Annotated in this window: 14 protein-coding genes; 12 read left to right on the top strand and 2 right to left on the bottom strand. The window is 65.7% G+C overall.

Annotated elements, in window-relative coordinates; all coding sequences use genetic code 11:
• Positions 1-173 precede the first annotated feature (173 nt).
• Positions 174-863 (top strand): hypothetical protein, encoded by a 690-nt coding sequence (locus C7435_RS11840; RefSeq protein WP_121211722.1) that lies wholly within the window; start codon positions 174-176, stop codon positions 861-863.
• 329 nt (positions 864-1,192) lie between these two features.
• On the opposite strand, the gene gcvA is transcribed toward C7435_RS11840, so the two are convergent.
• Positions 1,193-2,128 (bottom strand): transcriptional regulator GcvA, encoded by a 936-nt coding sequence (gene gcvA, locus C7435_RS11835; protein ID WP_121211720.1) that lies wholly within the window; start codon positions 2,126-2,128, stop codon positions 1,193-1,195.
• Positions 2,129-2,244: 116 nt separating this feature from the next.
• On the opposite strand from gcvA, the gene cysG reads away from it, so the two are divergent.
• The 9 genes from cysG (at position 2,245) to C7435_RS11790 (ending at position 13,004) form a co-directional block, all read left to right on the top strand.
• Complete coding sequence (gene cysG / locus C7435_RS11830; protein ID WP_121211718.1) at positions 2,245-3,642, top strand: siroheme synthase CysG; 1,398 nt, start codon at positions 2,245-2,247, stop codon at positions 3,640-3,642.
• A complete protein-coding gene (locus C7435_RS11825; RefSeq protein WP_121211715.1) occupies positions 3,639-3,929 on the top strand; it encodes a DUF2849 domain-containing protein in 291 nt (96 codons plus the stop codon). The genes cysG and C7435_RS11825 overlap by 4 nt, the downstream gene beginning before the upstream one ends.
• A 3-nt stretch (positions 3,930-3,932) precedes the next feature.
• Positions 3,933-5,570 (top strand): nitrite/sulfite reductase, encoded by a 1,638-nt coding sequence (locus C7435_RS11820; RefSeq protein WP_121211713.1) that lies wholly within the window; start codon positions 3,933-3,935, stop codon positions 5,568-5,570.
• Positions 5,557-6,666 carry a phosphoadenylyl-sulfate reductase gene (locus C7435_RS11815; RefSeq protein WP_170150453.1) on the top strand — a complete coding sequence of 370 codons (1,110 nt, stop codon included), beginning with the start codon at positions 5,557-5,559 and terminating at the stop codon, positions 6,664-6,666. The genes C7435_RS11820 and C7435_RS11815 overlap by 14 nt, the downstream gene beginning before the upstream one ends.
• Before the next feature lie 25 nt (positions 6,667-6,691).
• Positions 6,692-7,714 (top strand): cysteine synthase A, encoded by a 1,023-nt coding sequence (locus C7435_RS11810; RefSeq protein ID WP_121211710.1) that lies wholly within the window; start codon positions 6,692-6,694, stop codon positions 7,712-7,714.
• Between the two features lie 45 nt (positions 7,715-7,759).
• Entirely contained in the window at positions 7,760-8,587 is an 828-nt protein-coding gene (locus C7435_RS11805; protein ID WP_121211708.1) for a ferredoxin--NADP reductase, read from the top strand.
• A 1,342-nt stretch (positions 8,588-9,929) separates the two neighbouring features.
• The gene (locus tag C7435_RS11800) at positions 9,930-10,922 is read left to right on the top strand and encodes a homoserine dehydrogenase family protein (RefSeq protein ID WP_121211706.1); all 993 of its coding nucleotides are present in this window, start codon (positions 9,930-9,932) and stop codon (positions 10,920-10,922) included.
• On the top strand, positions 10,919-11,857 hold the full coding sequence (gene metX, locus C7435_RS11795; protein ID WP_121211704.1) for a homoserine O-succinyltransferase MetX: 939 nt from the start codon (positions 10,919-10,921) through the stop codon (positions 11,855-11,857). Before C7435_RS11800 ends, metX begins: the two co-directional genes overlap by 4 nt.
• Position 11,858: 1 nt before the next feature.
• Complete coding sequence (locus tag C7435_RS11790) at positions 11,859-13,004, top strand: trans-sulfuration enzyme family protein (RefSeq protein WP_075191340.1); 1,146 nt, start codon at positions 11,859-11,861, stop codon at positions 13,002-13,004.
• 4 nt (positions 13,005-13,008) lie between these two features.
• Here the strand turns inward: C7435_RS11790 and glpK are convergent, their stop codons facing one another.
• On the bottom strand, positions 13,009-14,505 hold the full coding sequence (gene glpK / locus C7435_RS11785) for a glycerol kinase GlpK (protein ID WP_121211883.1): 1,497 nt from the start codon (positions 14,503-14,505) through the stop codon (positions 13,009-13,011).
• Between the two features lie 86 nt (positions 14,506-14,591).
• Between glpK and C7435_RS11780 the strand changes: the two genes are divergently transcribed.
• Together C7435_RS11780 and C7435_RS11775 are read left to right on the top strand one after the other, a co-directional pair.
• Positions 14,592-15,530 carry an alpha/beta fold hydrolase gene (locus C7435_RS11780; protein ID WP_121211702.1) on the top strand — a complete coding sequence of 313 codons (939 nt, stop codon included), beginning with the start codon at positions 14,592-14,594 and terminating at the stop codon, positions 15,528-15,530.
• Between the two features lie 3 nt (positions 15,531-15,533).
• Entirely contained in the window at positions 15,534-16,715 is a 1,182-nt protein-coding gene (locus C7435_RS11775; RefSeq protein WP_121211700.1) for a BaiN/RdsA family NAD(P)/FAD-dependent oxidoreductase, read from the top strand.
• The last annotated feature ends 98 nt before the right edge of the window (positions 16,716-16,813 follow it).

Genomic DNA, 16,813 nt, shown 5'->3' with positions numbered 1-16,813 from the left:
CGAGTGAGTTGCAAGATGTTGGCGGTAACGGGGACGTGTTGCAAGTAGTCGGGCCCTTGATTGTCATCCCTGATGGAAGCCCGGCGAAGGCCGGGCGAAAGTCAGGGACCTAGCTGGTAGCAACCAGTTAGGCCCCCGCTCTTCGTCCCGCCTGCGCGGGACATCCGGCGGGGATGACAAATGTGGGGCACAAGAACCGGATTGCCCTGCGCCGCCTCAACCGCCACCCTCACCCCATGACACGCACCACCCCGCTGCAAAACCGCGTCACGCCCACCGGCGAAATCTGCGCCCACAGCGCCCGCGGCACGCTGATGGGCAATCGCGGCATCCTGCATGATGACCGCCAGCAACTCGGCACCGCGCGCTGGAAACACCAGGCCTGGGTGACCTGCACCCTCGCCTTCAAGGCGCGCCGCCGCGAATTGATGGCCCCAGGCTGGTATACCGAGCTCTTTTTCACCGACGAAGCCGTCGCACTCGCCGCCGGACATCGTCCCTGCGCTGAATGCCGCCGAGAGGATTTCAACCGGTTTCGCGAGGCTTTTGCCAAGGCGCATCCCGACTTGCCACATCGCGCGCCGGACATGGATCGAGTCCTCCACAAGGCGCGGGTGATGTCACGGTCACGCAAGCAGGTGACGTTTGAGGCGAAGCTGTTGGAGCTGCCAGAGGGCGTCTTTTTTCGCGCCGAGCCTGACGGGGCGCCGCTGGTTTGCTGGCAAGGACGTGTGTGGGCCTGGGCGTTCGAGGGCTATGCGGCGGGGCCGGACGCTTTGCCGGATCGGGTTGAGGTGCTGACGCCGGCGCCGACGGTGAAGACTATTGTGGCGGGCTATATGCCCGTCTGTATTGCCCAATAGCCACATTCCCACCGCCATCCCACGGGGACCGCGAAGCGGGCATCCGGGGGACCTGCGCTACCCCGTCGACGGTTTGGCTGAGATCCCCCGGATCGCGGCTGCGCCGCGACCGTGGGATGCCGGGGGAAGGAGATTTATTGGAACTCGGCGCCACGCGCGGAAATACCCATAGATCGCTTGTCAGCCAGCAGGCGCTATCCGGATTTCAAGCTCAAGGGTGAAACCGCGAAGCGGCGCGTACGCGCCCTTGACCTTGAAATCCGGATAGCGCGAACTCCCGGCAAGCGATGAATGGGCAGCTGAGCGCAAGCGCCCTCGTCCACGTGCCCCTAAAGCTCATCCACCGAATGCTCATGCACCCGCGCCTCTGCCTTCAGCCAGGCGATAAACGCCCGCGCGTCCGGGCTCAGGGGCCGGTTTCGCGCGGTGACGATGTGATAGGCCGAGCGGACCGGCGTTGTGCCGTCAGCGAAGAGGGCGACGAGGCGGCCACTGGCGAGGTCGTTTTGCACCAAAGCGCGCTTGGCCAGCGCGACGCCGCGACCGGCGACGGCAGCATCAATCACCAGGGCGGACTGGTTGAAGCGCACGCCGCCGGACACGTCGACACCGCGTGCATTGCGGGCCTTGAGCCAGGAGGCCCAGTCGGCGCCGTCGACCTCGGTCTCCGGTGACGCATCGTGCAGCAGGGTCTGGCCGCGCAGGTCCTGGGCCCGGGCGAGCGGCGGACCCTCACGCAGGAGATCGGGCGAGCAGACCGGCAGGACTTCCTCGGCCAGAAGCATCTCTTCGTGCAGCGTCATGTCACCGCCCGGGCCATAGCGTATGCCCAGATCGGCGGCGCCGGCGGCCAGATCGACCCGTTCCGACGTTGCCGCAATCCAGACTTCCACGCCGGGCACTTCCTCCTGGAAGCGGAACAGGCGCGGTGCCAGCCATTTGCCGGCAAAGGAGGGCGCGACCGAGACGGTCAGCGCGCGGCGATGGACGGGCTGGCGCATCAGGGAGACGGCGCGTTCCAGGGTCTCGAAGGCTTCCGACGTGATGCCGGCTGCAGCACGGCCCGCCTCGGTCAGCCCCAAACCACGCCCCTGACGGACAAAAAGCGGCGCGCCGACATGCTCTTCCAGCTGGCGGATTTGCTGACTGATCGCCCCCGGCGTCACCGCCAACTCATCGGCGGCGCGGGCAAAGCTCTCAAGCCGGGCAGCCGCCTCGAAGGCGCGCAGGGCATTGAGGGGCGGGAGGCGGGATGTCTGGACCATGGCATCACTTTAGTTTTTCTAACGTCAAAAGCCAATAATCGTCGTTTGAAATCGCTGCACCGAATAGAAATATTGAACTCGTCGCGCCACGAAGGCGCAGGATCGGACGAGTGAGCATGCGTGTATTTCCTGCCTCCATTCCCCTAGATGGACAGACGGTGATCGTTGTCGGGCATGGCCCGATGGCCGAGCCGAAAGCACGCCTGTTCGTGTCTTCCCCAGCCCGGTTGCTCTGGTTCACCGGTGAGACCCATGATCCTGTTGCTTCGGATATCGCCCAATATGCGAAGATAATCCGCCGTGTGCCGACACGGCGGGACCTCCGTGGCGCGACATTGATTTTCCTGGCCGGCGGTGAAGACCGCGACGTGGCCAAGCTGGCCCGTTGGGGCCGCAGCCAAGGCGCGCTGGTCAATATCGTCGACAGCCCCGCCGCCTCCGACTTCCAGACCCCGGCCATTGTCGACCGCGACGGCATTGTCGTTTCGATCGCCTCCGGCGGCGCCGCGCCGGTCCTCTCGGTCGATATCCGCGCCGCGATCGAACAGGTCCTGCCGGCACGGATCGGCGTCATTGCCGATCTCGCCCGCGAACTGCGCGGCACGGTGAAGTCTGTCCTGTCGAAATTCGACGACCGCCGCGCCTTCTGGGAACGCGCCCTGCGCGGCAAGGCCCGCGACCTCGCCCTCGCCGGTGACAAGATCGGCGCCCGCCGCGAAATGCTGCGTGAGCTGAACGGCGAGACGTCCGCCAAGACCGGCATTGTCCATCTGGTCGGCGCCGGTCCCGGCGATCCCGACCTCCTCACCCTCAAGGCCGCCCGCCTGCTGCGCGAGGCCGATGTGATCGTGCATGATCGCCTGGTTTCGCAAGGCGTGATGGATCTGGCCCGCCGCGATGCGCTGCGCATCGATGTCGGCAAGACCAAGGGTCATCACCCCGTCCCGCAGGACGAGATCGGCCAGATTCTGGTCCGCGAGGCCCGCAAGGGTCAGCGCGTGGTCCGCATCAAGGGCGGCGACCCGTTTGTCTTCGGGCGCGGCGGCGAAGAGCTGGACGTGGTTCGCGCCGCCGGTATCGCAGTCGAAGTGACGCCGGGCATCACCGCAGCCGTCGCCTGCGCCGCGTCCGCGGGAATTCCCCTGACCCATCGCGACCATGCTCAATCGGTGACGTTTGCCTCGGGCGTGGTCAAGCAGGACGGGCCGGACGCCGATTACCGGGCCCTGTCAGCACCCAACTCCACGACGGTCTTCTACATGGGCGTCGGCGCCGCGCCGGACATCCAGGCGAAGATGGTTGCGGCCGGTCGGAATCCCTCCACGCCGGTCGCCCTTATCGAGAACGGCACGCTGGACACGGAGCGCCGTGTCTTCGGCACGCTCGGCGATCTCGCCGCCCTGGTCGAACGCGAGGCTATTTCCGGTCCCACGATCATGATTGTCGGCGAGGTTGCCGGTGCCGCCCTGGCGGGCAGTGCCAAGGCTCCGGCCGAGCGGGAGCAATTCGCATGAAGACCGTGACCGCCAACCGCCTCACCGATGGCCGGGTGATCTATCGCACCGCCACCGGCCAGTGGTCGACCGATCTCGCCGAGGCCGCCCGTCTCGACGAGGATCAGGCCGATGCGACGCTCGAAATCGCCTCGGATGAAAGTCACATCGCCGTCGGCGCCTATCTGATTGATCTCGAGGATGACGTGCCGGGATCACACAGGCCCGGCGGCCAGAAATGGCGCCGCGAGGGCATCCGCCTGACCGGCCCGACCACCGGCTCCACCCACACACAAGCGACCGCGTGACCCATGTACAAGTATGACAGCTACGACCACGCCATGGTGGCGGACCGGATCGCGGAATTCCGCGACCAGGTCGAACGCCGTCTGGACGGTCGTCTGACCGAGGACCAGTTCAAGCCGCTGCGCCTGATGAATGGCGTCTATCTGCAGCTGCACGCCTACATGCTGCGGGTGGCGATCCCCTACGGGACCTTCAACAGCGCCCAGATGCGCACCCTGGCCGGCATCGCCCGCGATTATGACCGCGGCTATGGCCATTTCACGACGCGCACCAATATCCAGTACAATTGGCCGGCCCTTGTCGACATTCCCGACATTCTCGACCGCCTCGCCGCCGTCGAGATGCACGCCATCCAGACCTCGGGCAATTGCATCCGCAATGTCACCGCCGACCCGTTTGCCGGTGCCGCCGCCGACGAGCTGGAAGATGGTCGCCCCTGGGCCGAAATCGTGCGCCAATGGTCGAGCTTCCACCCGGAATTCACCTTCCTGCCGCGCAAGTTCAAGATCGCCGTCAACGGGGCCAAGGCCGACCGCGCCGGCATCCGCGTGCATGATATCGGCCTGCAGATCGTCCGGAACGAGGCCGGGACAACCGGATTTGAGGTCTGGGTCGGGGGCGGCCAGGGCCGCACGCCGCGCCTGGCCCAGCTGATCAATCCCTTCCTGGCGCCGGAGGACCTGTTGTCCTACCTCACCGCCTGCCTGCGCGTGTACAATCAGCACGGCCGCCGCGACAATCTCTACAAGGCCCGGATCAAGATCCTGGTCGAAGCCCTGGGCGCCGAGGAATATAGCCGCCAGGTCGAGGATGAATGGGCGGTGATCCGGGATGGCGAGCTGAAACTCCCGGCCGAGGAAATCGCCCGCATCCGCAGCTTTTTCGACCAGCCGAAAGCGGTCGAACCGACGCCCGTTCCAGTGACGGAGAACCGTGCCTTCGCCCGCTGGCTCGACCGCAATCGCCGTGACCATGCGGTTGATGGCCTGTCTTCGCTGGTCATCTCGCTGAAACCCATCGGCGGCACGCCCGGTGATATCACCGACACGCAGATGGACGCCGTCGCCGATCTGGCCGAGCGTTTTGGCTTTGACGAAATCCGCGCCACGCCGGACCAGAACCTGATCCTGCCGCATGTCCGCAATGAGGACATCGAGGCCGTCTGGAATGGTCTGGTCGACGCCGGTCTCGCCGTTGCCAATGCCGGCCTCGCCACCGATATCGTCGCCTGCCCGGGCCTGGATTATTGCAATCTCGCCAATGCCCGCTCGATCCCGATCGCCCAAGCGATTTCCAGCCTGCTGGAGGAAAAGGGCCTGTCGGAGAAGGCCGGCGATGTGACCATCAAGATTGATGGCTGCATCAATGCCTGCGGCCACCACCATGTTGCCCATATCGGCGTGCTCGGCGTCGACAAGCGCGGTGAGGAATTCTACCAGATCACCCTGGGCGGGGCCTTCGGGGCCGATGCTGCCATCGGCTCGATCATCGGCAAGGGCCTGGCCGGTGAGGACGTCCCCGCCGCGATCGCCCGCGCGCTGGAAACCTATCTCGACATTCGCGCCGACAATGAGCGCTTCATCGACACGCTGCGCCGTGTCGGATCCGACGCCTTCAAGGAGGCCATCTATGCTGACGCTTGATCGCAAGACCGAAACCCGCAATGTCGCCGACGCCCAACTGGCCGCCGGTGGTGGACGCATCGTGGAGCTGGACGGCGATGCCGACTGGCGCGAGGCCGAGGCCGAGATCGCCGGGGCTGTGCGGGTCGATATCCGCTTTCCCAAATTCAATGACGGCCGGGGCTTTTCCCTGGCGACCCAGCTGCGCGAGCGGGCCGGTTACACCGGCAAGCTGCGCGCCGTCGGCGATCTCATTCCCGACCAGGCCCAGCACCTGATACGCGTCGGCTTTGACGATGTCGATCCCGATCGCAAAGGGCTGGAAGCCGACTGGGCTCGCGCCCGCACCCGTTTTGCCCACGCCTACCAGCCGGGCCGGGGCAATGTCACACCACTCTTCCGCCACCGCCACAAACGGCCGGAAGACGACCTCGCCGCGCTCAATGCCCGCTATCGCGACATGACCCCGCAGGACATCCTGCGCGATGCCATCAGGAATGAGTGGGTCGGCAAGGTCGCCATCATGTCCTCCTTCGGCGCCGAGGCCGCTGTCGGTCTGCACATGATCGCCCAGATCGATCCGGCGACCCCGGTCATCTTCCTCGATACCGGCCGTCTCTTCGCCCAGACCGAACAATACCAGCGCCAGCTGACCGAACAGCTTGGCCTGAGCAATATCCGCCTGCTCAAGCCGGACGCCGAAGAGGTTGCCAGCGAAGACAGTGATGATCGCCTGTGGCGCCGCGACCCGGACGCCTGCTGCGCCTTGCGCAAGGTTCGCCCGCTGGACGAAATCATCGGCGACTACGACGCGTTGATCACCGGCCGGAAACGCTTCCATGGCGGCGGCCGCATGAGCCTGCCCGTTGTCGAGCGCATCAATGGCCGCATCCGGGTCAATCCGCTGGCCAATTGGGACGCTGCCGCGATCGAGGACTATTTCCAGCGCTTCGATTTGCCGCGACACCCGCTGACCGATATGGGGTATGCCTCGATCGGTTGCTGGACCTGCACCGCGCCGGTGCAGGCCGATGGCGATATCCGCTCGGGCCGCTGGCTTGGCCAGTCCAAGACCGAATGCGGTATCCACACCCCGGCGCAAGTCGCCGCCGAATAAAAGAACAGACGAAAGGACACCGCCCGTGTCTGCCAAACATGTGCTCGACCTGATCGGCAATACGCCGCTGATCCGGCTCGACGGCCCGTCCGACGCGACCGGCTGCGAAATCCTCGGCAAGGCCGAATTCCTCAATCCGGGCGGCTCCGTGAAGGACCGCGCCGCGCTCAATATCGTGCGCGAGGCGGAGGCTGACGGCTCGCTGAGACCGGGCGGCACCATCGTCGAGGGCACGGCCGGCAATACCGGAATCGGTCTCGCCCTGGTCGGCGGCGCGCTGGGCTATGACGTCATCATCGTCATGCCGCGCACCCAGTCGGAAGAAAAGAAGGCCGCAATCCGCTCCTTCGGCGCCCGTCTGATCGAAGTCGATGCCGCCCCCTTCTCCAGCCCGAACCATTTCGTCCATTATTCGCGCCGCTTGGCCGAAGAACTCAATGAGAGCCAGCCAAACGGGGCGATCTGGGCCAACCAGTTCGACAATCTGGCCAACAAGCGCGCCCACAAGCTGACCACCGGCCCGGAAATCTGGGATCAGACCGGCGGCAATATTGACGGTTTCATCTGTGCCGTCGGCTCCGGCGGCACATTGGCCGGCGTTGCCGAGGCCCTCCGCGCCCAAAGGCCCGACATCGCCATTGGCGCCGCTGATCCGGCCGGCGCCGCGCTCTATAATTACTACACCAAGGGCGAGCTGAAGGGCGAGGGCTCCTCGATCACCGAGGGCATCGGCGTCAACCGCATCACCGGCAATCTGGAAGGCCTTGAGGTCGACCATGTCTACCGGGTCGAGGACGCGGAAATGCTGCCCATCCTGTTTGATCTGGTGAAGACCGAGGGCCTGTCCCTGGGCGGTTCGGCCGGTATCAATATCGCCGGTGCCATCCGCCTGGCCCGCGATCTCGGTCCCGGCAAGACCATCGTGACCATGTTGTGCGACAGCGGCGCGCGCTATGCTGGCAAGCTGTTCAACCCGGACTTCCTGTCCTCGCGGGGCTTGCCTGTTCCGCCCTGGGCCGATACCGAAGCGCCGCGCGTGACGGCCTGACCGCTGAGCCAGACAGACCTCACCGACAAAACCGAGTACGAGACGATGACCATGACCGCGACCGCGCCTGCCCCGAAGAATGCGATCTCCGCCAAGCCCGGCCCCTATACGGTTGAGACGGTGCTGTCGGTGAGCCATTACACCGACCAGCTTTTCCATTTCCGCATCACGCGGCCGGATACGTTCCGCTTCCGCTCGGGCGAATTCATCATGATCGGCCTGCCCAAGGAGGACGGCAAACCGCTGCTGCGCGCCTATTCCGTCGCCAGCCCGTTCTGGGATGAGGCGCTCGATTTCTACTCGATCAAGGTGCCGGACGGGCCGCTGACCTCGCGCCTGCAGCACATCAAGGCCGGCGATGAAGTCCTCTTGGGCCGCAAACCGGTCGGCACGCTGGTGCTCGATGCCTTGAAGCCCGGCAAACGCCTCTACATGATCTCGACCGGCACCGGCATCGCGCCCTTCGCCAGCCTGATCCGCGATCCCGAGACCTATGAGAAATTCGACGAGGTCATCCTCACTCATACCTGCCGCCAGTCCGCCGAGCTGACCTATGGCGTCGAGCTGGTCGAAGCGGTCAAGGATGACGAGCTGATCGGCGAATTTGCCCGCGAGAAGCTGGTCCACTTCACCTCGGTCACCCGCGAGGACGGCCCGGTGAAAGGCCGCGTCACCGACATGATCGAAAGCGGCGAACTCTTCGACCGCCTCGGCGTCCCGCCCCTCGACCCAGCTGTCGACCGCGTCATGATCTGCGGCTCGGAAGGCCTGCTGAAAGACGTCAAACAAATCTGCCTCGACCGCAATTTCATCGAAGGCTCAAATGCAGCCCCGGCGGATTTCGTGGTCGAGAAGGCGTTTGTGTCGACCTAGTCTTGAGGTCCTCGCCCGTGATGGGCGGCGGGACACTGACGCGTTTCCCCTTCCGCCCCGGATTTGATCCGGGGCACCTTCCCCCGCAAGCGGGGGCAGGACGTTGTTTTCCCTCACCTTGCATTTTTCCCGGAGGCGCGCCGCGCCATCCGGGACCGACGGGAGACTCATCGCTTGCAGGACAGATTGGTTGGTCCCGGCTCTCCGCCCCGCTTTTGCGGGGCTGCGGCCGGGAGAAATGTGCTTTGGTTTGTGAAGGGTCGGGGCTTGGCAGAATCCGGCGCTGACGGCGCGGACAGGCCCGCCGACACCCACGTGCTTGTCATCCCGGGCGGAGCCCTGACTTGATCAGGGCGAAGACCCGGGACCCATCAGCCCGGTTCTGCCAGCTTTCGCGATAATGGGTCCCGGATCTCCGCCCGGCTCGGGGCCGGGCCTGCGTCCGGGATGACACCAGGATAAGACTCGCTCGGCGCCATCGACCCTCCTTCCCCACACGTGGGGAAGAAAAGTGGGCGTTTATCCCCGCCCTGCGCTTCAAAAACCGTCATCCTGACGGAAGTCAGGACCCAGTCTCGCACACGCGTTTTCGCCAAGCATGGCAATAGCTTGTCTCGCAGACTGGGTCCCGGCTTGCGCCGGGATGACGGTGTGTGGGGCGGGAAATTTCAAAAAACTTATCCCCGCCCGTCAAACCTGGCGGATAATCCCCGTTGTCCCGCGTCACTCGAGGCCCGGATTGGTGATCCGGGGGCGTTGGGAGTACGGAGCTCGTCCGGTTGCCTGGAAACACCGCCAGACCAACCCGGCGTGGCCATCGGCAGGACGGCGGCACAAAGCTCGACCGTTTGTTCCTGTCGGTTTCGAGACGGGGCCGGTAACGGCCCTGACCAAATCTCCGTGTGCGAGGTGCCCCCGGCGCCACACACAAAACTTACATAGCAAGGCACCGGCAAGGCACCTCGCACCCCTCAACTGCCCGAACCGCCAGGCGTAAGCGCCGTGGCGCGGGCCGGCCTGTCGATCACTCAAATCCAGGAAAGGAGACCGTCAAACAGACCGCCTTCCCGCCGGCCGGACCGGGCTTTCCACTCTGGCGCATCCGCGCCGCCAGTCGGGCGGGAAGGCGGTAGGCGGCGGCCTCCATGCAAGCTCGCCCTTGACACATATAAACATATCTTTATACGTGAAGTCGCGCCGATTTGATGTCTAGCTTGCGGGCGCGGAAAAAGTGCGGCTAAAGCGGATCAGACGAGGCCCGGCAAACGCCACGCATATTTTCGCCTCGGCAGCATCCCGCAATCGGCGTGCCGCGCTATCCGCCCAGACGGATTGTGGTTCGATGTCCCTGGTTGCGGCGCTTGATTACCCCCTTCACACAATGCCGGCGACGGCTCTGACACCACGCTTGCGCGTGGTCCTGCTGGGCTGCGGCACGGTCAATGCCGGTGTCCTGGCCGGGCTGGAAGCCATGGAAGCCCAGGTCGAGATCGCCGCCATCGTCACCCGCAAGCCACGCCGCAGGGGCGATGAGCGTTATGCTTGGCTGACCGATCTCGCCGCCGCTTTCGATACCGGGCCGGACCTGGTCATTGACGGCCTTCCCGATTGCGCCGCTGCCGAGAAAGCGTTGGCCCTCGCGGTCGAACGCGGCATCCATGTCATCTCTGCCAACAAGGCTGTCATCGCCCGCCGCCCGGACCTTGAAGCCCGCGCCCGCCGCGCCGGCACCGGCTTTGCCTATTCCGCCGCGGTTGGCGGTGGCGTGCCGGTGCTGGAGACCGTCGCCCGCCTGAAAGCTGCCGGCGAGACCATCACCCGGGTTCGCGGCGTGTTGAATGGCACCTCCAATTTTGTACTCGGCCTGCTGGAAAACGGCATCGGCTTTGACGACGCCATAACCGCCGCCCAGGCCGCCGGTTTTGCCGAGGAAGACCCCAGCGCCGATCTGGACGGGCTGGACGCCGCCGCAAAGCTGGCCCTGATCGCCCGCACCGCCTTCGATATCGCGCCGGACGCCCATACCATCCCGGCCGACAGCCTGTTCGACCTCTCGGTCGGCCAGATACTGGGGGCCCGCGAACACGGGCTGCGTTATCGCCAGCTCGCTGAACTGGTCGCCGGCGAGGACGGGGTCAGCGCCAGTGTCCGCCTGATCGCCCTGCCGGAAGACCACCCGTTGGCGCGGGTCGAAAATGAGGAAAACGCCGTCGAAATCCGCTGCGCCAGCGGCACCACCATCGTGCTCAATGGCAAGGGTGCCGGCCAGGCACCGACCGCCGGCTCGGTGCTGTCAGATGTCCGGGCGCTGCTGGACAGGGTCGGGACGCGATGAGCGTGACCTTGGAACATCCACCCGCCTTGCGATGTCGCGACATCTCGACCATCGCCCTGACCGCGACCGGTTCCCCGGTCCGCATCACAGGACGCATCACCGGCCCGGACGGCGCACCGGCCGTGCTGGTCCTCGGCGGCATCTCGTCTGACCGCCATGTCTCCGACACGGTCGAGGGCGAAGGCTGGTGGCGTCAACAGGCCGGCCCCGGCAAGCCGATCGATACCAATCGCCATCGCATCCTGTCCTTTGATTTCATCGGCGCCGACATCCATCCCTTCCCGACCACACAGGACCAGGCCCGCGCCATTCTCGCCCTGGCCGACGCGGCCGATATTCGCGACCTGGCGATTGTCGGTTCCTCCTATGGCGGCATGATCGGGCTGGCGCTGGCCGAATTGGCCCCGGAGCGGGTGCGCGAACTGGTGGTGATCTCGGCCGCCGACCGCTCGAGCGAGATGGCCAAGGCCTGGCGTTCGATCCAGCGCGACACGGTCGAAATGGCGCTGCGCCTGGGCGATGGCAAGGCCGGACTCGACCTGGCCCGCCGCCTCGCCATGACGACCTATCGCACACCGGACGAATTCGAGGCCCGCTTCGCCGATCCTGATCCGGACAGCCGCGATGCCGGCGGTGTCGCCACCTATCTGGCGGCGCGTGGCGAAGCCTGGGCCGACACGGTCGACCCGCAACGTTTCCTTGCCCTGTCACGGTCGATGGACGAACACCGGGTCGAGGTCGGCGGTCTGAAATGCCGGGTGACCTACATCGCAGCGCTTGAGGACCGGCTTGTGCCCGCCGACCAGATTGCCGACGCCGCCAAGCGGACACCGCGGAGCCGGCTGATCACGCTCAGCTCTGTCTTTGGCCATGACGCCTTCCTCAAGGAAGACGCTATCATCGGCGCCACACTGGACGAGATTTTCGGGAGCTGACATGTCGAGCGATCAACGCACCAAGGCCATCCGGGCCGGTCTGAACACCGACCGGAGCTGGAACGCCGTCATCCCGCCGCTGTCGCTGTCGACCGCCTATCGGCGCGAGGACCCGGCGATCCAGCCGGCCTTCGACTATGCCCGTACCGCCAATCCGGGCCGTTCACTGCTGGCCGACGCCATCGCCGAGCTGGAAAACGCCGCCGGGGCCATCGTCACCGGATCAGGCATGGCAGCGATCGACCTCTTGCTGCACGACCTGCCACATGGCGCCCGGGTGATCTGTTCGCACGACGCCTATGGCGGCACACGGCGCCTGCTCGATGCCCGCGGTCGCGGCGGTCGTCTGGTGCCGGTCTATGTCGACACCACCGATCTCGACAAGGTCGCCGACGCCCTCAACGAGGACGCCGCCCTGATCATCGCCGAGACCCCGTCCAATCCCCGCCTGCGCATCACCGACATCAAGGGCCTGGTGCGCCTGGCCCGCAATGCCGGCACCGAGCTGGCCGTCGATAATACGGTGATGTCGCCAGTCCTGCAGCGGCCACTCGACTGGGGCGCGGACTATTCCGTGCAATCGGTGACCAAACTCCTCAACGGCCATTCCGACATGGTGGGTGGCGTGGTGTGCTGCGCCGATCCGGAACGGGTCGCCGAGCTGACCTGGTGGGCCAATTGCGTCGGCACGGGCGCCGCCGCCTTCGACAGCTATCTCGCCCTGCGAGGCCTGCGCACCCTGCCGCTGCGGGCCAAGGCCCAGTGCGAGAGCGCGCTTCAGGTCGCCAGATGGCTGGACGCCGATCCGCGCGTCGCCCGGGTCGATTATCCCGGACTGGAAAGCCACCCCGGCCACGCCCTCGCCCTGCGCCAGCAGGACGGGTTCGGCCAGCTGATCAGCCTCGAACTGGCCAAGGGCGCGCCCGCTCCGCGCGACGTCGTCTCGTCGCTGGAGATTTTCACGCTGGCCCAGTCGCTGGGCGGGGTGGAAAGCCTGTGCTGCATTCCGGCCCTGATGACCCATGCCTCGATGTCACCGGAAGCCCGGGCCGAAGCCGGTGTCGCCGACAGCCTGATCCGGCTCTCGATCGGGCTGGAAAGTCCGGCCGACCAGATCGCCGATCTCGACCGGGCGCTATCGGCCTGACCTGTCACACAGCGTCGGAGCGGACCCGGGCCACGGCCTCATGCCAGCCCTTGCGGTCTGCCCTCCGCCGGTCCTCGTCCGTCTCCGGAGCAAAGCGGCGGTCGGCCGCCCACAGCTTGCGACCATCCTCGAGTGAGGAAAACATGCCGCAGCCCAGGCCCGCCAGGAAGGCCGCGCCCCAGGCGGTCGCCTCAATGCTGACCGGCCGCACCGCCTCGATCCCGGTCAGGTCGGCGAGGCGTTGCAGAAACGCGTCATTGGCCGCCATACCGCCATCGACCCGCAGGCTGAGCGCTTCAACACCATCGGCCGCCATCGCATCGAGCAGGTCGCAAGTCTGATGCACCGAACTGTCGAGCGCCGCCCGGGCAATTTCGGCCCGGCCCGAGCCCCGGGTCAGCCCGACCAGCGCGCCGCGGGCCTCGGCATCCCAATAGGGCGCCCCAAGACCAGTGAAAGCCGGCACCAGATAAACGCCGCTATCGGGATCGGCACTCAGGGCCAGTGCCTCGATCTCCGACGACTTGGCGATCAGGCCGAGACCATCACGCAGCCATTGCACCGTGGCGCCCGCCGACAGCACCGAACCTTCCAGGGCATAGGTCGTCTTTCCGCCGATGCGATAGGCGATCGTGGCCAGGAGTTTCTTGCCGGAGCGGACCGGCTTGTCGCCGGTATTGATCAACACGAAAGCGCCGGTGCCATAGGTTGATTTCATCTCACCGGGCGCCAGGCAGACCTGACCGATGGCCGCCGCCTGCTGGTCGCCAGCAACCCCGGTGATCGGCAGCGCCTGTCCCAATACCGACTTGTCCGCCACCCCGAAATCACCCGCGCTGTCGCGCACCTCGGGCAACAGGGCAGGCGGCACATCGAACAGGGCGCAGAGGTCTTCATCCCAGCGATTGGCGGTAATGTCATAGAGCGCCGTGCGGCTGGCATTGGTCGCATCGGTGGCATGGACGGCGCCACCGGTGAGCTTCCAGATCAACCAGCTGTCGACCGTGCCGAAAGCCAGCTCGCCCGCCTCGGCGCGAGCCCGGGCGCCGTCGACACGATCAAGTATCCAAGCGATCTTGGTGGCCGAGAAATAGGGGTCGAGAACAAGGCCGGTCTTTTGCGTGACCATCGCCTCATGACCTTCAGCCCGCAGCGCCGCGCAGCGCTCGGCGGTGCGCCGGTCCTGCCAGACAATGGCATTGTGGATCGCTTCACCCGTCGCGCGATCCCAGACCAGGGTCGTCTCGCGCTGATTGGTGATGCCGATCGCTTCGGCGCGGACACCGGCCTTGTCGGCCGCCGCCAGGGCTTCACGGGCGGTGGCCCGGACGGTGGCCCAGATCACGTCGGGGTCATGCTCGACCCAGCCCGGCTTGGGATAGATTTGCTGGAATTCACGCTGGGCGGTGGCCACGACATCGCCATCCGGCTTGAAGATCACCGCCCGCGAACTGGTCGTGCCCTGATCGATCGCCAGCAGTGCCTTGCGTTTGGAAAACATCGCCATCCTCCCCGATTGCGACTGTGACTATAGCCCTGACGGCGCCGGAGAAAACGCGCTAGGTTCATGACCAAACGGGAGGATGCATGAGCGACACTGAATTCCGGCTCGAACGGTTGGCCAGCCCCAGCGGGGCCGATCTGGCGATCCATACCCACGATGCGACCGCCACACCGCGCGGCATCGTCCACATCAATCACGGCCTCGCCGAACATGCCGGACGCTATGCCCGCATGGCGGCGCAGCTGGCGGGACGCGGCTATCACGTCATCGCCCAGGACCATCGCGGTCATGGCGCGACGACATCCAGCGACGGCGGGCCACGGCGCTTTGCCGACGAGAATGGCTGGGACAAGTTGATGCAGGACGTCGCCGCCGTCCACACCGAGGCCCGGCGTCGCTGGCCGGGCCTGCCGCTGGTGATTTTCGGCCATTCCATGGGCTCGGTGATCGCCTTCAATCACATTCTTCGCGCGCCCGACAGCGTCACGGCGGCGGCGATCTGGAACGGCAATATGGCGCTCGGCCCGTTGAAGGGCGTGATGCGCTTGGTGCTCTTCTTTGAAGCCCTGTTCGGCGGCGGCAAGCTGGCGACCAGCCACACGCTGGACACGCTCACCTTCAAGGCCTGGAACAAGCGCTTCCCGGAAGGCCGCAGCGATGCCGACTGGCTGTCGCGCGATACCGATGAGGTCGATGCCTACGTCAATGATCCGCTGAGCGGATGGCCCTCGACGGTCTCCCTGTGGCGCGATTTTCTCACAGGCGTCGCCCATGCCGAGGATGACAGCAAGCTGGCCGCCCTGCCCAAGGCCCTGCCGATGCACCTGATAGCCGGCTCGAAAGACCCGGCGACCGAGGGTGGCAAATCGATGCAGGCCCTGGCCAAACGCCTGAAGAAGGCCGGGCTGACCGATGTTCGCCTGGAAGTGCTCAAGAATTTCCGCCACGAAACGATGAACGAGATCGGCCGCGACGCCCAGATCGACGCCTTTGCCGACTGGCTCGACCGGGTCACCGGCTGAGCCATGCCACCCCGTGATGTCGTCATCATTGGCGCCGGCGCCGCCGGTCTGATGTGCGCCATCGAGGCGGGCAAGCGCGGGCGCTCGGTCACGCTGATCGAGCACGCCAAGGCGCCGGGCGAGAAGATCCGCATCTCCGGCGGCGGGCGCTGCAATTTCACCAATATGCACGCCACGCCGGAAAATTTCCTGTCGCAGAACCGGCATTTCGCCAAGTCAGCGCTGAAGCGCTACACCCAGTGGGATTTCATCGACTGGGTCAATCGCCATGGCATTGCCTGGCATGAAAAGACGCTGGGCCAGCTCTTCTGCGACCATTCCGCCAAGGACATCATCGCCGCCCTGCTGTCCGATCTTCGCAAGGCGGGTGGCGAGCTGCGCCTTTCGACATCGGTGACCGGCGTCGAGCGCAAGGGCGAGGGCTTTGCCGTCACACTGTCTGACGGATCGACACTGGATACGGCCTCCCTTGTCATCGCCTCGGGTGGCAAATCGATCCCGAAAATGGGCGCCACGGGCTTTGGCTATGAGGTCGCCCGCCAGTTCGGCCTTGGCCTGGTCGAGACCCGGCCCGGCCTCGTGCCGCTGACTTTCGATCCCGACACGCTGACCCGTTTCAAGCCGCTTGCCGGGGTTGCCGTCGACGGCGCGGCCTGTCACGGCAAAACCCGTTTTGAAGAGGCGATGCTGTTCACCCATCGCGGCCTGTCCGGCCCGGCCATCCTGCAGATTTCCTCATACTGGCGGGAAGGCGAGGAAATCCGGCTGCATATCCGGCCCGATCTGGATTTCTTCGCCCTGCTGCGCGCCGCCCGTCAGCACAATGGCCGCCAGGCAATACAGACCGCGCTGGCCGAACACATACCCAAACGCCTCGCCCAGATGCTGGTTGAGGAGGCCGGCCTGGCCGGCAATCTCGCCGACCAGTCGGACAAGAAACTGCAGGCTTTCACCGACCGTCTGGCCGCCTGGCCGCTCACCCCGACGGGGTCGGAAGGTTATCGCACGGCCGAGGTCACGCTGGGCGGCGTCGACACCGCATCGCTGGACAGCCGGACCCTTCAAGCCCGCACCGCGCCCGGGCTGTTTTTCATCGGAGAAGTTGTTGACGTAACGGGTTGGCTTGGCGGATACAACTTTCAATGGGCATGGTCGTCCGGCTGGTGTGCCGGTCAGGTCGCCTGACAATCAAACGAGCGGAAGGGCGCGACAAATTTGTCGCGGATTTCTTCTCGCCACAAAACGGGATGGGAGGTATCTCTGGTGGGTAAACGGCGTTCGCC

The organism is Maricaulis maris (assembly GCF_003634045.1).
GTDB lineage: Bacteria > Pseudomonadota > Alphaproteobacteria > Caulobacterales > Maricaulaceae > Maricaulis > Maricaulis maris.
The sequence above is the reverse complement of the archived record's forward strand: the minus strand, read 5'-3'. Positions and strand labels throughout refer to the sequence as shown.